Source organism: Microbaculum marinum (genome assembly GCF_037855135.1).
GTDB lineage: Bacteria > Pseudomonadota > Alphaproteobacteria > Rhizobiales > Tepidamorphaceae > Microbaculum > Microbaculum marinum.
On sequence record NZ_JAZHOF010000005.1, the window covers coordinates 361,755 to 376,918 of the forward strand.

Sequence of the window (15,164 nt, forward strand, 5' to 3'; positions counted from 1 at the left end):
GCCGTCGCTCCGCTAGGCCGGCTGCGGCCCGTCGTAGCCCTGGACGATGACCAGATCGACCTCTCCCGACTCGCCGCGTTCGGCGATGGCGTGCTGGTACTCCGGCGACGCGTAGCAGTCGAGTGCGTCCTGATAGGAGGGAAACTCGATCACGACGTGCCGCGACTTGAACGCGCCGAGCTTGGTTTCGGAGTCGCCGGCACGCACCAGGAAGCGACCCTGATACTTGCTGAAGGCGGCGCCGTTGGCGGCCTGATAGCGCTTGTAGCCCTCCGGATCCGTCACCGTGACGTGTGCGATCCAGTACCCCTTGGCCATGTGGTTCCTCCGTACCTCATCTCAGGTGACGTTACGCAGCCGTTCCGATTTCCTCGACGATAGCCTCGGCGACTGCCCGCGGGTTTTCCGCCCTGGTGATCGGCCGCGCGACGACGACGCGGTCCGCCCCGTCGCGGATCGCCGTGGAGGGCGTGGCGGCCCGCTTCTGGTCGCCCGCGTCGCTGCCGGCCGGCCGGATGCCCGGCGTGATCAGTTCGAGCGCGTCGCCGACGGCGGCCCGGATCGCAGCGACCTCCTTCGGAGAGCAGATCAGCCCGTCCATGCCGATTTCGGCGGCCTGCTCGGCGCGTCTCAGCACCAGGTCGCGCAGATCGCCCTGATATCCGGCTTCGGACAGATCGCCGTCGTCGAGGCTGGTCAGGACGGTGACGCCCAGCAGCTTCAGGCCTGAATCGCCGCGCGCCGAGACGGCCGCCCGCATCGCCTGCGGATAGGCGTGGATGGTCGTGAAGTCCGCCCCCGTCGCGGCGATCGCCTCGACGGCGCCGGCGACCGTGTTGGGAATGTCGAGCAGCTTCATGTCGAGGAAGACGCTCTTGCCGGCATCGGTGAGGTCGCGGACCAGGCCGAAGCCGCCGGAAAAGGTGAGCTGCATGCCGATCTTGTAAATGCCGACGGCGTCGCCGAGGTTTGCGACCAACTCCTCGGCCGCGGCGCGCGCGGGCAGGTCGAGGCCGACGATCAGGCGGTCGCGCGGGTCGAGCATCGCCCGTGCGGAAGGCGGGGCCGCGTGCGCTGGCATGGTCATCGGGCCGCTCCTGTCTCGAAGATGGCGCTCAGGCGGCGCCGGGCGTTTGTGAATCCCGCAGGCGACGCTGTCAACGGAAAACGGGAAGCAGCCCGTATCGCGCAGCTTGTATCGCGCAGTCCGGATCCTTCAGACGCCTCCTCCGGCTGCCGGCAGTCTGGGGCTATGCCGCAAAGGTCGCCGCCATCGCCACCAGGCGTTCCGCCACGGTCTTCAGCATGGCCGCCGGACGCTCCGCGACGAGCCGGCCGCTGTCGTCGAAAGCCTGCGAGGCGGCGGGAACCGAGACCATCTCCGGGACCATCAGCGTGCCGAGGGCGTTTTCCAGCGAATGGCGGAGCTGGAGCAGGCCGCGATAGCCGCCGAAGCCGCCGTCAGATGCCCCGCCGAGGGCAAAGACGCGGCCTTTGTAGGGCCCGGGCCGATGGTTGGTCGCCTTCGGCCGGGAGACCCAGTCGATGGTGTTCTTCAGTAGCGGCGTGATGCCGCCATTGTACTCGGGGGCGGCGATGAAGATGCCCTGGCTGGCGACGAACAGACCGGCGAGACGGGCGGCGTTCTCCGGAACGCCCTCGTCCTTCTCCAGGTCGCCGTGATAGACGGGCAGGGGATAGTCGGCCAGCGAGATCTTCGTGACGTCGCCGCCGGCCTCACGAATCGCGTCGGCGGCGCTGGCGGCGAGCATCTCGTTGAGCGAGCCGGTGCGTATGCTGCCGGCAAAGACCAGAATTCGGGGGCTCGTCACGCGGGACCTCCTGTGCTCGAGCGAAAGAGCCGCGCGTGCAGGCGCCTCACATGCGGCAGGCGGTGGCCGGGATCCGTCTAGCCCCTGGAATAGACCCAGACGGTGGCCGGCGGCATGTTCAACAGTACCCGCTTGCCCCGGCGCACGTCGAATCGGCCGGGCTGCGCGGGAACCGGCGCCTGCGGCCCATAGGTGAACTGGATCAGCGGCGCGCCCGGTGCCAGCGCCTTGATGCCGGCCTCGATCAGCTCGATGCGCCGATCCATGGGGCGGCTGAGCAGCGGCAGGCCGGTGACGACGGAGGCGATCCGCGAGATTCCAAGCCGCTCCAGGTGGCCCGTGAGCGCGTAGGCGTCGCCGTTGACGATGCGCACACCGGGAAAGCGCCTGGCCAGCAGGCCGCAGAAGTCGGCATTGTATTCGATCAGGATCAGCCGGCGCGGATCTACCCCGCGATCGATCAGCGCCTTGGTGAAGACGCCGGTGCCCGGCCCGAGCTCGACCACTGGAGCGTTCGAGGCAAGGTCGACCTCGGCGGCCATCGCCCTGGCGAGCCACCGGCCGCTCGGGCTCACGGCCCCGGTCTTCAGCGGATTGCCGATCCATTCGCGCAGAAAGATCAACTCGTCGAGGATCGTCTGCTTGCGGATGTCGATTTGGCTTGATCGCATGTCGGAAGCTCCGATTGTTCAGGCGATGCGGTACATTGCGCGGGGCCGGCGGCCGGTCAGCCGCTCAGATCGTCCCAGAATTCCTTGACCTTGGAAAAGAAGCCCGAGGATTCCGGATTGGTCTGCTCGGAGGAGGCCTTCTCGAACTCCTCGAGAAGCTCGCGCTGCCGCCGCGACAGGTTCACCGGCGTCTCGACCATGGTCTGGATGTAGAGGTCGCCGTGCTGAGGGCTGCGCAGGACCGGCATTCCCTTCGACTTCAGCCGGAACTGCTTGCCGCTCTGCGTGCCGGCGGGGACCTTCACCTTGCTGCGGCCGCCGTCAAGCGTCGGAACCTCGAGCTCGCCGCCGAGCGCCGCGGTGGTGATGGAGATCGGCACGCGGCAGAACAGGTCGGCGCCATCGCGCTGGAAGATCTCGTGCGGCCTGACCGACAGGAAGATGTAGAGATCGCCGGCGGCGCTCGCCTGCGGGCCAGCCTCGCCTTCTCCGGCGAGCCGGATGCGGGTGCCGTCCTCGACGCCGGAGGGAATGTTGATCGACAGGTGCCGCTCCCTGGCGACGCGTCCGGCGCCGCCGCAGTCCCGGCAGGGATCCTCGATCACCTCGCCGCGCCCCTGGCAGATCGGGCAGGTCCGCTCGATGGAGAAGAATCCCTGGGCCGCGCGCACGCGGCCGATGCCGGCGCAGGTGCCGCACTGGACCGGGCTGGAGCCTGGCCTGGCGCCGGATCCCGAGCAGGTCTCGCAGGTGACGCTGGTCGGCACCTTGATCTCGGCCGCCTTGCCCGCATAGGCCTCTTCCAGCGTGATCTCCATGTTGTAGCGCAAATCGGCGCCGCGCTGGCGCCCGCCGCGCCCGCGGCCGCGCCCGCCGCCCATGAAGTCGCCGAACAGGTCGTCGAAGATCGACGACATCGACGAGGCGAAATCGTTGCCGAAGCCGTGCATGCCGCCGGTGCCGTCGAAGGCGGCATGGCCGAACTGGTCGTAGGCGGCGCGCTTCTGCGGGTCGCGCAGCGCCTCGTAGGCCTCGCTGACCTCCTTGAACTTGTGCTCGGCGTCGGCGTCGTCCGGATTGCGGTCGGGATGAAACTTCATCGCCAGCTTGCGGAAGGCGCTCTTCAGTTCCGTGTCGCTGGCGGTGCGGGTGCAGCCGAGAACTTCGTAATAGTCGCGCTTCGACATGTTTTCACAGTGTCCGGGTTTCACGGTGTCCGGCGGTCCGGCCCCCGGGGAGCGGAACGGGGCGCGTCAGGTACCAGGCGCGTCAGGTCAGGGTGTCGGGCAAAAAGAAGGGCCCTCGATCCGGCGAGCCATCTGGTCTCGGCGAATGAGGGCCATCCTTCATTTCTCTCGTTCGATCAGGCCGACTTCTTCTGGTCGTCGTCCTTCACTTCCTCGAAGTCGGCGTCGACCACGTCCTCGTTCTGGGTCGAGCCGGTCGCGGCGGAGTCGCCGGCCTCGGCTTCGGCCTGGGAGGCGGCGTACATCGCCTCGCCGAGCTTCATGGCGGCCTGCGCCAGCGCCTGCGACTTGGCCTCGATCGCCTGCGGGTCGTCGCCTTCCATCGCCGTCTTCAGGTCGGCAAGGGCCGACTCGATGACACCCTTGTCGGAGGCCGAGACCTTGTCGCCGAACTCCTCGAGCTGCTTCTCGGTGGAGTGGACGAGCGATTCGGCCTGGTTCTTCGCCTCGACGGTCGCGCGGCGCTTCTTGTCCTCGTCGGCATGCGCCTCGGCATCCTTGACCATCTGCTCGATGTCGGCGTCCGACAGGCCGCCGGAGGCCTGGATGCGGATCTGCTGCTCCTTGGCCGTCGCCTTGTCCTTGGCCGACACGTTGACGATGCCGTTGGCGTCGATGTCGAAGGTGACCTCGATCTGCGGCATGCCGCGCGGCGCCGGCGGGATGCCGACCAGGTCGAACTGGCCGAGCAGCTTGTTGTCGGCCGCCATCTCGCGCTCGCCCTGAAAGACCCGGATCGTCACGGCGGTCTGGTTGTCCTCCGCCGTGGAGAAGACCTGGCTCTTCTTGGTCGGGATCGTCGTGTTGCGCTCGATCAGGCGGGTGAAGACGCCGCCCAGCGTCTCGATGCCGAGCGACAGCGGCGTCACGTCGAGCAGCAGCACGTCCTTGACGTCGCCCTGCAGGACGCCGGCCTGGATCGCCGCGCCGATGGCGACGACCTCGTCCGGGTTGACGCCCTTGTGCGGCTCCTTGCCGAAGAACTGCTTCACGACCTCGTGGACCTTGGGCATGCGGGTCATGCCGCCGACCAGGACGACCTCGTCGATCTCGCCCGCCGACAGGCCGGCGTCCTTGAGGGCCGCCTTGCAGGGGGCCACGGTCTTCTGCACCAGATCGTCGACCAGCGCCTCGAACTTGGCGCGGGTGAGCTTCATGGTCAGGTGCTTGGGACCGGACTGGTCGGCCGTGATGAACGGCAGGTTGATCTCGGTCTGGGTGGCGCTCGACAGCTCGATCTTCGCCTTCTCGGCGGCTTCCTTCAGCCGCTGCAGCGCGAGCTTGTCGTTGCGCAGGTCGATGCCCTGCTCCTTCTTGAACTCATCGGCGAGATAGCCGACGAGCCGCATGTCGAAGTCCTCGCCGCCGAGGAAGGTGTCGCCGTTGGTCGACTTCACCTCGAAGACGCCGTCGCCGATCTCGAGGATCGACACGTCGAACGTGCCGCCGCCGAGGTCGTAGACCGCGATCGTCTTGCCGTCCTTCTTGTCGAGCCCGTAGGCGAGCGCCGCCGCGGTCGGCTCGTTGATGATGCGCAGCACCTCGAGGCCGGCAATCTTGCCGGCGTCCTTGGTGGCCTGGCGCTGGGCGTCGTTGAAGTAGGCGGGAACGGTGATGACGGCCTGATCGACCTTCGAGCCGAGGAAGGCCTCCGCCGTCTCCTTCATCTTCTGCAGGATGAAGGCTGAAATCTGGGATGGCGAGTACTTCTCGCCGTGGCCCTCGACCCAGGCATCGCCGTTGTCCGCCTTGACGATGTTGTAGGGAACGAGACCCTTGTCCTTCTGCGTCATCGGGTCGTCGTAGGTGCGGCCGATCAGCCGCTTGATGGCGAAGAACGTATTCTCGGGATTGGTCACCGCCTGGCGCTTGGCGGGCTGGCCGACCAGCCGCTCGCCGTCCTCGGTGAAGGCGACCATCGAAGGCGTGGTGCGTGCGCCTTCGGCATTCTCGATGACCTTTGGAGAGGAACCCTCCATCACGGCGACGCACGAATTGGTGGTGCCGAGGTCGATACCGATTACCTTACCCATTTTTCGAACCTCTCTTTCCGGCAGGCCGCTAAAGCCCTCTCATCGAGGCACTCATGGCCCGGACCCTCAGCCGGGGTCGCGGAACGGCCCCCACGTTCAATGGAGTCGCGACCCCGTCGGCTGACGAGGCTGCGTTGAGCGCTGATATAAGGAGACCGCCCAGACGTCGCAAGGCGGGAAGCCGATTGATTGGCGAATCCGCGACCGGCCGGTCGCGTGGCGGCTTGACGCAAGCGATTTGCCGAACAGGATGGCGCTCCGGCGTCGCCGGATTCATGGGCTGGTCCATGGGCCGGACCGGGGCGAAGGGACGAGCGAATGGACACCGACGAATTCCGAAGGCGCGGCCACGAGCTGGTCGACCGGATCGCAGAGTACTGGGAGACGATCGAGTCGCGTCCGGTGCGTTCGAAGGCACGGCCGGGCGCGATCGCCGCTGCGCTGCCCGCCGCCGCGCCCGAGGGGCCGGAGGGCTTCGATGAGATCCTCGCCGATTTCGATCGCATCCTGGATCCCGGCCTGACCAACTGGGCGCACCCGCGGTTCTTCGCCTACTTCCCGGCAAACATCAGTCCGCCCGCGGTTCTGGGCGAGATTCTCGCGGCAGGCCTCGGTCAGCAGGCGATGCTGTGGGAGACGTCGCCGGCGGCAAACGAGCTGGAAGCGGTCACCATGGCCTGGCTGGCCGGTGCGATCGGCCTGCCGGATGCCTTCCGCGGGACGATCCAGGATTCGGCATCGACGGCGACGCTCTGCGCGCTTATCGCCATGCGCGAGCGGGCGCTTGACTGGACGGGCAACAGCGACGGCCTGTCGGGCAAGCCGAAGCTCGTCGTCTACGCCTCCGCCGAAGCCCATTCCTCGATCGACAAGGCCGCGCGCATCGCCGGCTTCGGCGACGCGGGGCTGAGGAGGATTCCGGCCGACGACCGGTTCCGGATGACTCCCACGGCCCTGGAAGCGGCGATCGCGCAGGACCTGGCTGCGGGCAGCGTCCCCGCCGGCATCGTCGCCTCGGTCGGCGCGACCGGGGTCGGTGCGGTAGATCCGGTCTCGCAGATCGCCGACATCGCCGCGCGCCACGGGATCTACCTGCATGTCGACGCCGCCTGGGCCGGCTCGGCGCTGATCTGTCCGGAGTTCAGGGATATCGCCGCGGGGATCGAGAAGGCGGACTCGGTGGTCTTCAATCCGCACAAGTGGCTCGTCACCAATTTCGACTGCTCGGCGCATTTCGTCCGCGATCCGGCGGTGCTGCGCAAGGCGCTGTCGATCCTGCCGGCCTATCTCGTCTCCGAGGGCAGCACGGCGGGACCGGAGTACCGCGACTGGACGATTCCGCTCGGCCGCCGGTTCCGGGCATTGAAGCTGTGGTTCGCGCTGAGGAGCTACGGGCTCGAGGCGATCCGTGCGATGATCCGCAACCACGTCGCCTGGGCCGAAGAGGTCGAGGGCATGGTGGCGGCCGAACCCGGCTTCGAGCTCGCCGCGCCGCGCAGCCTCGCCCTCGTGGTGTTCCGGTACCGCCCGCACGGCCTCAGCGATGCGGCGCTCGATGCGCTCAACGACCGCCTGATCTCCATCGTCAACGAGACGGGCTTCACCTACCTGACCCGGACGCTGGTCGGCGGCCGCGTCGCGGTGCGCCTGTCTATCGGCAACCTGGCGACCGAGCGCCGGCACGTCGTCGACGCGTGGGAGCATGTCCGGGAGGTCGCCGAAAGCCTCGGCGGTACCGGCCATGGGTGACTCGCTCGAACTCGCACCCGGATGCCGGTACCTGCCGGGTTTTCTCGACCGCGCGGCGCAGGCGGCCTTGATCGCCGCGCTCGAGGCCGTCGTCGCGGCGGCACCGTTCTACACGCCTCGCATGCCGCGCACCGGCAAGCCGTTCTCGGTCGAGATGACCAATTGCGGTTCGCTCGGCTGGGTGGCGGACAAGGAGGGGTACCGCTACCAGGCGACCCACCCGGAGACGGGCGCGCCATGGCCGGCGATGCCGCCCGTGCTGCTCGAGGCATGGGAGCGGCTGTCGGGCTATCCGCATCCTCCGGAGGCCTGCCTGGTCAACCACTACGTCCCGACCGCCAAGATGGGCCTGCACCGCGACGAGGACGAACGCGACACGGCCGCGCCGGTTGTCTCGCTGTCCCTGGGGGACACCGCGATCTTCCGGGTCGGGGGCGCGCAGCGGAAGGGGCCCACCCGGTCAGTCAGGCTTGCGTCGGGGGACGCCATCGTGCTCGGAGGAGACAGCCGGCTGGCATATCACGGCGTGGACCGGATCGTTGCGGGCACGTCCACGGTGCTGGAGGACTGGCTGCCCGGCGGCGGCCGGGTCAACCTGACCCTGCGGCGGGTCACCCTGCCGGGGACAGGGTGACCTTAGGTTCGGGGTCTTGGGCTCAGCTGTTGACGCGCGGCGCGGCGTTGATGTCGTCCTGGGACAGTTCGGAGATGATCATGCCGTCGCGCTCCAGGATGATCCGTTCCGCAGGAATCGCGACTTCCTTGGCAAACAGGCCGAACAGCCCGCCGATCTTCGCATGAATTTCGGTGACCGCGCCGTTGCCGTCGATCTTGACCTCGCTGACGGTGCCGACCTTCGTGCCGTCTACGGCGGCGATCGGCTTGCCGACCCACTCGACCGCTGCGCCTGAGCCGATCGGCTGCTCCGTCTGCGCGGTGGCTGCGGCTTCACCCAACGTGTTGGCAGTCGGCGCCGCGTCCCCCTCGCCGGTCTCGTCCTCGATCTGGCGAACGATTTCGGCGTTGGGATTGTCGTCGGTTTCCATCTGGTCGATCGCCATCCGGTCAGCGTCGGTCTGTTCGCTCGCGGACTGGGCAACGGCCGTGCCTCCGGCGAGGCCGACCGAGATGAAAAGGACGGGTAGAAGCCTGGTGATGGTCATGTGACGGTCCTCGCTGTTATGGGGCCGGGCTGCTGTGATCGGCAGCCAAACGCGCGCGTCGTCATCACGGTTCCGTCCAAATGCGGCCGGATCCGGGAACTTCCGCGAGAATCGTGGGTGGCCTCAAAAGGACCCCGCCGGCGGCACCAAATCGCTGGAATTCCTGCACCGTTCTGCCTTGATCCGCTTCGGCCGCGCGAAAACGCCCGGTGCGGCAACGCAACTGCGCCCCGGTCGTCCGACCGGGGCGTCAGCACGTCATGCCGTCCTGCGATGAAGTCCGCCTGGCGGCGTCGCGGCTAGGCCTGCAGGCCGGTAGCGGCCTCGGACATTCCCGCGAAGAAGAGCAGGAGAACCGCGAAGATCACCGCCACCAGCGCCGTCGAAACCACCAGCACGTACCAGACGGGGCGATCGCGATCGCCCTGCCGGGCTTCGGTCGCGGTTTCACGGATCGGTTGGTCCTGTCGATAGGGATTACTCATGGCTACCTCGTTAGAGCTATCCTGAGCAAAACGCAGAAACCGGGGCGCCGTTCCGAGAGCCTGTCGCTTTCCGGGACCGCAGGTGAGCGAAACTACGCGGTCCTGTCCGTGCGGGCCGCTTCGCCGTCCGGCCTGGCGGCCTGCTTCGGGCCACCCTTGGAAACGCCCACCATCGCCGGCCGCAGGCAGCGGTCGGCAATCTTGTAGCCGGCCTGGACGACCTGGACGACGGTGCCGCTGGGAACGCTCTCGTCGGGGACCTCGAACATCGCCTGATGGTAGTTGGGGTCGAAGCGCTGGCCCTGCGGATCGATCCGGCTGACGCCGTGCTTCTCGAGCGTCTTCAGAAACTCGCGCTCGGTCATCTCGACGCCTTCGAGGAGACTGGCGAAGACCGGATCGGCGGCCTCGCGCGCCTCGCCGCCGACGGTGTCGAGCGCCCGGCGCATGTTGTCGCTGACGCCGAGCAGATCGCGGGCGAACTGCGAGATCGCGAACTGGGCCGCCTCCTTCTTTTCACGTTCGGCACGCTTGCGGAAGTTTTCCATCTCGGCGACGGCGCGCAACAGCCGATCGCGCAGATCGGCGTTCTCCGCACGCAGTTCCGCGTTCGGATCGGTGCCGGACACGCCCGGGTCATCGGCCGCGGCGGTCTGGTTCTCGGTCGACTCCGGAGCCTGCTCCGGCTTGTCGACGCCTTCCGGCTCGGAATTCTCGTTGGCGGCCTTGTTCATCTCGTCGCTCATTCGAACCTCGGAGAAAGCGGGATTGCGTGCAATGCCAGCCGCACCGCACGTCGGTCGGCCCCGATATCAGGGCTGGGAGGCAAAAAATCAACCGCTGGGCAACAGCCGCCGGAACGGCGGGCCCGTCAGTCCAGCAGCCGGCTCAGCAGCTGGGCCGTGTAATCGACCACCGGAACGATGCGGGCATAATTGAGCCGGGTCGGCCCGATGACCCCCAGCACGCCGACGATGTTCTCGTCGGCATCGCGATAGGGCGCCGCCACCACCGAGGATCCCGACAGCGAAAACAGCTTGTTCTCCGAACCAATGAAGATGCGCACGCCGTCGGCCCGCTCGGCATGGCCGAGCAACTCGATGATGTCGCTCTTCTTCTCCAGGTCGTCGAACAGCACCCGGATGCGCTCCAGGTCCTCGAGGGCGTGCAGATCCTCCAGCAGGTTCGACTGGCCGCGCACGATCAGGGTCCGCGGCCGGTCGTCCGATACCCCGGCCCAGGTCGCCAGCCCGGCATCGACCACCCTGCGGCTGAGCACGTCGAGTTCGGCTTCCAGCAGCGTTCGCGTGCGCTGGATCTCCTCGCGCACGCCGGCCAGCGTGCGACCCTGGATACGGGCATTGAGGTAGTTGCCGGCCTCCACCAGCGCCGAGGGCGGGATGTCCTCGTCGAGTTCGACGATGCGGTTCTCCACCGTGCTGTCGTCGCCGACCAGCACGACGAGGGCGCGTCTCGGCTCCAGCCTGACGAACTCGATGTGGCGGATGCGCATGTCGGTCTTGCTGGCGAGCACCAGCCCGGCGCCGCGCGAGAGCCCGGAGAGCAGGCTGGAGGCCTGCCCGAGCATTGCCTCCACGGACTGGTCGCGCTCGCCCGACGAGAATCGCGAATCGATCGAGCTGCGTTCGGCCGGCGACAGGTCACCGATCTCCAGCAGCGCGTCGACAAAGAACCTGAGGCCGAGCTCGGTCGGCATGCGTCCGGCGCTGGTGTGCGGCGCATAGATGAGCCCCAGCGCCTCGAGATCGCTCATCACGTTGCGCACCGAGGCCGGCGACAGCGCCATCGGCAGGGCCCGTGAAATGTTGCGCGAGCCGACCGGATCGCCGGTGTCGAGATAGGCCTCGACGATCCGCCGGAAGATCTCGCGGGAACGGGCATTCAGGTCGGCAAGCCCGGACAGGCGCGCACCGCTCAGGGTGGACGCGTCGGGGGACTTGCTGCCGGGCGGCCTGATCTGGTTCATGATGGCCGATTATGTGCGGTCGCCGGGCGCGGCCGTCAAGCGGCCTTTGGCCCGACCTCGGCCGCCTCGCGTTGCAGGCAATGGCGACCGGGCGAACCGGGCTGGCGAAGCGCCGATGAAGCGGTTAGAAATCCGCTGGCCGGCACGACCGAAGGGGCGCCGGCTTTCCGAAACCTGTCGTGTCAGGAGAAAAACATGCGGCCCTCCAAACGCGCTGCCGACGAACTTCGTCCGGTTCGCATCGAACGCGGCGTGTCTCGCCACGCGGAAGGCTCCTGCCTGGTCCGGTTCGGCGCCACCGAAGTGCTGTGCACGGCGAGCCTGGAGGACAAGGTCCCCGGCTGGCTGCGCGGCGGCGGCAAGGGCTGGGTCACGGCCGAGTACGGAATGCTGCCGCGCTCGACGACGGAGCGCATGCGCCGCGAGGCCTCGTCGGGCAGGCAATCCGGCAGGACGCTGGAGATTCAGCGGCTGATCGGGCGATCGCTGCGCGCCGTCATGGACATGGGCAAGCTCGGCGAGCGGCAGATCACCGTCGACTGCGACGTGCTCCAGGCCGACGGAGGCACCCGGACGGCGTCGATCACCGGCGGCTGGGTCGCCCTGCACGACTGCGTCCGCTGGATGGCCGCACGCGACATGTTCGTCAGCGAGCCGCTGATCGACCACGTCGCCGCCGTGTCCTGCGGCGTGTACGCCGGCGCCACCGTGCTCGACCTCGATTATCCAGAGGACTCCGAGGCGGAGACCGACGCCAATTTCGTCATCACCGGCGGAGGCAAGCTCGTCGAGGTGCAGGCGAGCGCCGAGGGCGATCCGTTCACGGAGGAGCAGCTCGGCGAGATGCTGGCGCTGGCCAAGACCGGAGTGGCCAGACTGGTGGAGCTGCAGAAGCTGGCAATCGCATGAGGCGGCTGCAGCCCGGCAGGCTGGTCGTTGCGACCCACAATGCGGGCAAACTGAGGGAAATCGACGACCTGCTCGGTCCCTATGGCTTCGACACGGTTTCGGCCGGCGAGCTTGGCCTGCCGGAGCCGGAGGAAACCGGCCAGACCTTCGAGGAGAACGCGATCCTCAAGGCGCGGGCCGCCGCGGAGGCGGCGGAACTGCCGGCCCTTTCCGACGATTCCGGCCTCGCGGTCGATGCGCTCGACGGGGCGCCGGGCATCCATTCGGCACGCTGGGCCGGACCGGACCGGGACTTCGCGCGTGCCATGCGCAATCTCGAGGAAGAGCTGCAGAAGCTGGGGGCGATCGCCCCCGAGCGGCGCACCGCCCGGTTCGTCTCCGCCCTGGCGATCGCCTGGCCGGACGGCCACGTCGAGACGGTTCGCGGCGAGATCGAGGGCACGCTGGTGTGGCCGCCGCGCGGCGAGCAGGGCTTCGGCTACGACCCGATGTTCCTGCCGGAGGGGCATGCGCGCACCTTCGGGGAAATGAGCGCGGAGGAGAAGCACGGCGGCCGGGCCGGTACCGATACCCCACCGCTGTCGCACCGCGCCCGAGCCTTTGCCCTGCTCGTGGAGGCGCACATTGGCGAGTGACACGGGCGGGCCGTCCGGCGGCTTCGGTGTCTATGTCCACTGGCCGTTCTGCGCCGCCAAGTGTCCCTACTGCGATTTCAACTCCCATGTCCGGCGCGAGGTCGACCAGGCGCGATATGCCCGCGCGCTGGTGTCCGAGCTCGGTTACATGGCGAGCCTGGCGCCGGGCCTGACCGTCGATTCGGTGTTCTTCGGCGGCGGCACCCCCTCGCTGATGGACCCTGCGACGGTCTCTGGCGTGCTCGACGCGGTGGCGGCGAACTGGCCCGTCGCCGACGGCGTCGAGGTGACGCTCGAGGCCAATCCGTCGAGCGTCGAGGCCGAGCGGTTTCGCGGATACGCGAGCGCCGGCGTCAATCGCGTCTCGCTCGGCGTCCAGGCGCTGGACGACGCCTCGCTGAAGTTCCTGGGACGACTTCACGACCGCAAGGACGCGCTCGCGGCGCTGGAGATCGCCCGCTCCACCTTCGACCGGGTGTCCTTCGACATGATCTATGCGCGCCCCGGCCAGAGCGCGGATGGCTGGCGGGAGGAGCTCGGCGAGGCCTGCGCGATGGCCGCCGATCACCTGTCGCTCTACCAGCTCACCATCGAGCCCGACACGCCGTTCGCCGCCCTGCATGCGCGCGGCCGGCTCGCTGTTCCCGGCGAGGACCTGTCGCGGGACCTCTATGACGTGACGCTCGAGACGACCGACAGGCACGGTCTTCCCGCCTACGAGATCTCCAATCATGCCCGGCCGGGAGCGGAGTCCCGGCACAACATGGTGTACTGGCGCTGTGGCCAGTGGGCAGGCATCGGCCCCGGCGCACACGGGCGGCTCGATATCGACGGCAATCGCACGGCGCTGTCGACGATCCGGGCGCCGGAAGCCTGGCTCGCCTCGGTCGAATCCGGGCAACACGGCATCGCGGACAGGCAGGTCCTCGATCCGGCCGAGATGACCGACGAATTCCTCGTGATGGGACTGCGCCTCAAGGAAGGAATCGATCCGCGCCGCTACGAGTCGCTGTCGGGACACGGCTTCGCGCCGTCGCGCATCGACGATCTGGTCGGCTACGGCCTGATCGAGATCCTGTCGGACGGCCGCATCCGCGCCACGCCGTCCGGCTTTGCGGTGCTCAACGCGGTGGTCGCGGATCTCGCGGCGTAAGGCTAGCCACCGGCACCGAAGGATCGCGGCGCCGGCTGCCGGATCGTCGCCGACCCGTTCTGCACCTCCAGGATCGCCAGACCGCGCTGGCTGGTGCCGTTGGGGCGGAATCGGAAGATCCCGTCGATGCCGGAAAAGCCGTCCGGATTGGTCAGGGCCTGGTCGGTGAACCCGCCGGCGCCGCCGATCCGCGCCAGCGCCGCCGCCAGCGTCACGGCGTCATAGGCGAGCGTCGCGGGGCGCGGCGGCACGGCGCCGAACCGCGCCTGGTACTTTGCGACGAAGGCCTGCCAGCCGTCCGGGTTGGGTCCCGGGAAAACGCCGCCTTCCAGACCCGTCAGGCGCCAGACCGCGGGCTCGTTCCACTGGCCGGAGCCGAGAAACTGGACGCGTCGCGGATCGATCCGGGCGTTCGCGAGCTCGGCCGTCAGCGCCGGCAGCACGGCCGGACCTTCCGGTATCAGAAGGGCGTCGATCTGGGGATCGGCGCCGCCGGCGACGGTGGCAAGCTGGGCGATCGCCGCCTTCATGGCCTCCGCGCCGGGCTCGTAGCGGGCGATGGTGACGACCCGCCCGGCGCTGGAGGCGACCGACTGCTGGAACGCCGCCTCGACGACGGATCCGTAGGCGCTCTGCGGCAGCAGCGCGGCAAAGGCGCGTTTGCCCTGTCGCCCGGCATAGGACACGATGCGGTTGACGTCGGTCTCCGGCAGGAAGCTCAGCAGGTAGACACCCTGCGAGGCGACGTTCGTATCGGTCGAGAAGGCGAGGACCGGGACCCTGGCCGCCTTGGTGATCGGCGCCACCGCGCCGACTTCGGCTGCAAACAGGGGGCCGATGACCAGCCGCGCGCCGTTCGCCACCGCGGTCTGTGCGGCCGCGCTGGCGCCTTCGGGGGTTCCCCTGGTGTCGATGGGCAGGAGCTGCAGGTCGGCGGAGGGGATCTCCGACAGCGCCAGCTCTGCCGAATTCTGCAGGGCCTGCGCGGTCGAACCGGCATTGCCGGTGGCCGACAGGGGCAACAGCAGCGCGATCTTGATCGAGCCGGTGCCGATCGCATTCGACGTCGCTGTGGCGCCGGGATCCACGGGCGGGCCCGATTCGAAACCCTGGCTGCAGGCGCCGACGATCAGCGCGGCCGCGGCGACGCTCATCCCGCCGGCAAGCCCCCGCAGACGCCTGCGGCCGGCTGCGGCGGCCCTGGTTAGATACGCAAACACGTTACGCTGAGTCCTCTAAGCGGAAGTTCCCCCAGTCGCGCCATGCCGGCAATCGGGCGGGCAGGCGCGGCCCCGTGACA

General features: G+C 68.5%; 16 protein-coding genes. 5 read left to right on the forward strand and 11 right to left on the reverse strand.

All coding sequences use genetic code 11. The features are described from left to right. Positions 1–12: 12 nt before the first annotated feature. The 6 genes from V3328_RS14425 to dnaK all read right to left on the reverse strand — a co-directional run bounded on the left by V3328_RS14425 (position 13) and on the right by dnaK (position 5,783). Positions 13–318: a DUF1330 domain-containing protein gene (locus tag V3328_RS14425; protein WP_340330374.1), complete on the reverse strand. Its 306-nt coding sequence runs from the start codon at positions 316–318 to the stop codon at positions 13–15. 31 nt (positions 319–349) lie between these two features. Then, on the reverse strand, positions 350–1,045 hold the full coding sequence (gene pyrF, locus V3328_RS14430) for an orotidine-5'-phosphate decarboxylase (RefSeq protein ID WP_340330452.1): 696 nt from the start codon (positions 1,043–1,045) through the stop codon (positions 350–352). Positions 1,046–1,250: 205 nt separating this feature from the next. Next, positions 1,251–1,832, reverse strand: a complete 582-nt coding sequence (locus tag V3328_RS14435; RefSeq protein WP_340330375.1) for an NADPH-dependent FMN reductase — start codon at positions 1,830–1,832, stop codon at positions 1,251–1,253. Between the two features lie 77 nt (positions 1,833–1,909). Beyond that, positions 1,910–2,503: a class I SAM-dependent methyltransferase gene (locus V3328_RS14440; protein WP_340330376.1), complete on the reverse strand. Its 594-nt coding sequence runs from the start codon at positions 2,501–2,503 to the stop codon at positions 1,910–1,912. A gap of 56 nt (positions 2,504–2,559) precedes the next feature. After that, positions 2,560–3,690 carry a molecular chaperone DnaJ gene (dnaJ, locus tag V3328_RS14445; RefSeq protein WP_340330377.1) on the reverse strand — a complete coding sequence of 377 codons (1,131 nt, stop codon included), beginning with the start codon at positions 3,688–3,690 and terminating at the stop codon, positions 2,560–2,562. A 176-nt stretch (positions 3,691–3,866) separates the two neighbouring features. Further along, the gene (gene dnaK / locus V3328_RS14450; protein ID WP_340330378.1) at positions 3,867–5,783 is read right to left on the reverse strand and encodes a molecular chaperone DnaK; all 1,917 of its coding nucleotides are present in this window, start codon (positions 5,781–5,783) and stop codon (positions 3,867–3,869) included. Positions 5,784–6,101: 318 nt separating this feature from the next. Between dnaK and V3328_RS14455 the strand changes: the two genes are divergently transcribed. Both V3328_RS14455 and V3328_RS14460 read left to right on the forward strand, forming a co-directional pair. Continuing rightward, entirely contained in the window at positions 6,102–7,532 is a 1,431-nt protein-coding gene (locus V3328_RS14455) for a pyridoxal phosphate-dependent decarboxylase family protein (RefSeq protein ID WP_340330379.1), read from the forward strand. Then, complete coding sequence (locus V3328_RS14460; protein ID WP_340330380.1) at positions 7,525–8,166, forward strand: alpha-ketoglutarate-dependent dioxygenase AlkB; 642 nt, start codon at positions 7,525–7,527, stop codon at positions 8,164–8,166. Before V3328_RS14455 ends, V3328_RS14460 begins: the two co-directional genes overlap by 8 nt. A 22-nt stretch (positions 8,167–8,188) precedes the next feature. Here V3328_RS14460 and V3328_RS14465 read toward each other — a convergent pair whose 3' ends face one another. The 4 genes from V3328_RS14465 to hrcA form a co-directional block, all read right to left on the reverse strand. Continuing rightward, on the reverse strand, positions 8,189–8,695 hold the full coding sequence (locus tag V3328_RS14465) for a PRC-barrel domain-containing protein (protein ID WP_340330381.1): 507 nt from the start codon (positions 8,693–8,695) through the stop codon (positions 8,189–8,191). Between the two features lie 299 nt (positions 8,696–8,994). Then, entirely contained in the window at positions 8,995–9,180 is a 186-nt protein-coding gene (locus tag V3328_RS14470; RefSeq protein ID WP_340330382.1) for a hypothetical protein, read from the reverse strand. A gap of 92 nt (positions 9,181–9,272) precedes the next feature. Next, a complete protein-coding gene (gene grpE, locus V3328_RS14475) occupies positions 9,273–9,926 on the reverse strand; it encodes a nucleotide exchange factor GrpE (protein ID WP_340330383.1) in 654 nt (217 codons plus the stop codon). Between the two features lie 125 nt (positions 9,927–10,051). Continuing rightward, on the reverse strand, positions 10,052–11,167 hold the full coding sequence (gene hrcA / locus V3328_RS14480) for a heat-inducible transcriptional repressor HrcA (RefSeq protein ID WP_340330384.1): 1,116 nt from the start codon (positions 11,165–11,167) through the stop codon (positions 10,052–10,054). A 195-nt stretch (positions 11,168–11,362) separates the two neighbouring features. Here hrcA and rph point away from each other — a divergent pair, with 195 nt between their 5' ends. From rph to hemW, 3 genes are read left to right on the forward strand one after another with little or no spacing between them, the layout of a single operon-like run. Continuing rightward, positions 11,363–12,076 carry a ribonuclease PH gene (rph, locus tag V3328_RS14485; protein ID WP_340330385.1) on the forward strand — a complete coding sequence of 238 codons (714 nt, stop codon included), beginning with the start codon at positions 11,363–11,365 and terminating at the stop codon, positions 12,074–12,076. Then, on the forward strand, positions 12,073–12,711 hold the full coding sequence (gene rdgB, locus V3328_RS14490; protein ID WP_340330386.1) for an RdgB/HAM1 family non-canonical purine NTP pyrophosphatase: 639 nt from the start codon (positions 12,073–12,075) through the stop codon (positions 12,709–12,711). Before rph ends, rdgB begins: the two co-directional genes overlap by 4 nt. Beyond that, a complete protein-coding gene (hemW, locus tag V3328_RS14495; protein WP_340330387.1) occupies positions 12,701–13,864 on the forward strand; it encodes a radical SAM family heme chaperone HemW in 1,164 nt (387 codons plus the stop codon). The genes rdgB and hemW overlap by 11 nt, the downstream gene beginning before the upstream one ends. Before the next feature lie 2 nt (positions 13,865–13,866). Here the strand turns inward: hemW and V3328_RS14500 are convergent, their stop codons facing one another. Further along, a complete protein-coding gene (locus tag V3328_RS14500) occupies positions 13,867–15,084 on the reverse strand; it encodes a penicillin-binding protein activator (protein ID WP_340330388.1) in 1,218 nt (405 codons plus the stop codon). Positions 15,085–15,164 lie beyond the last annotated feature (80 nt).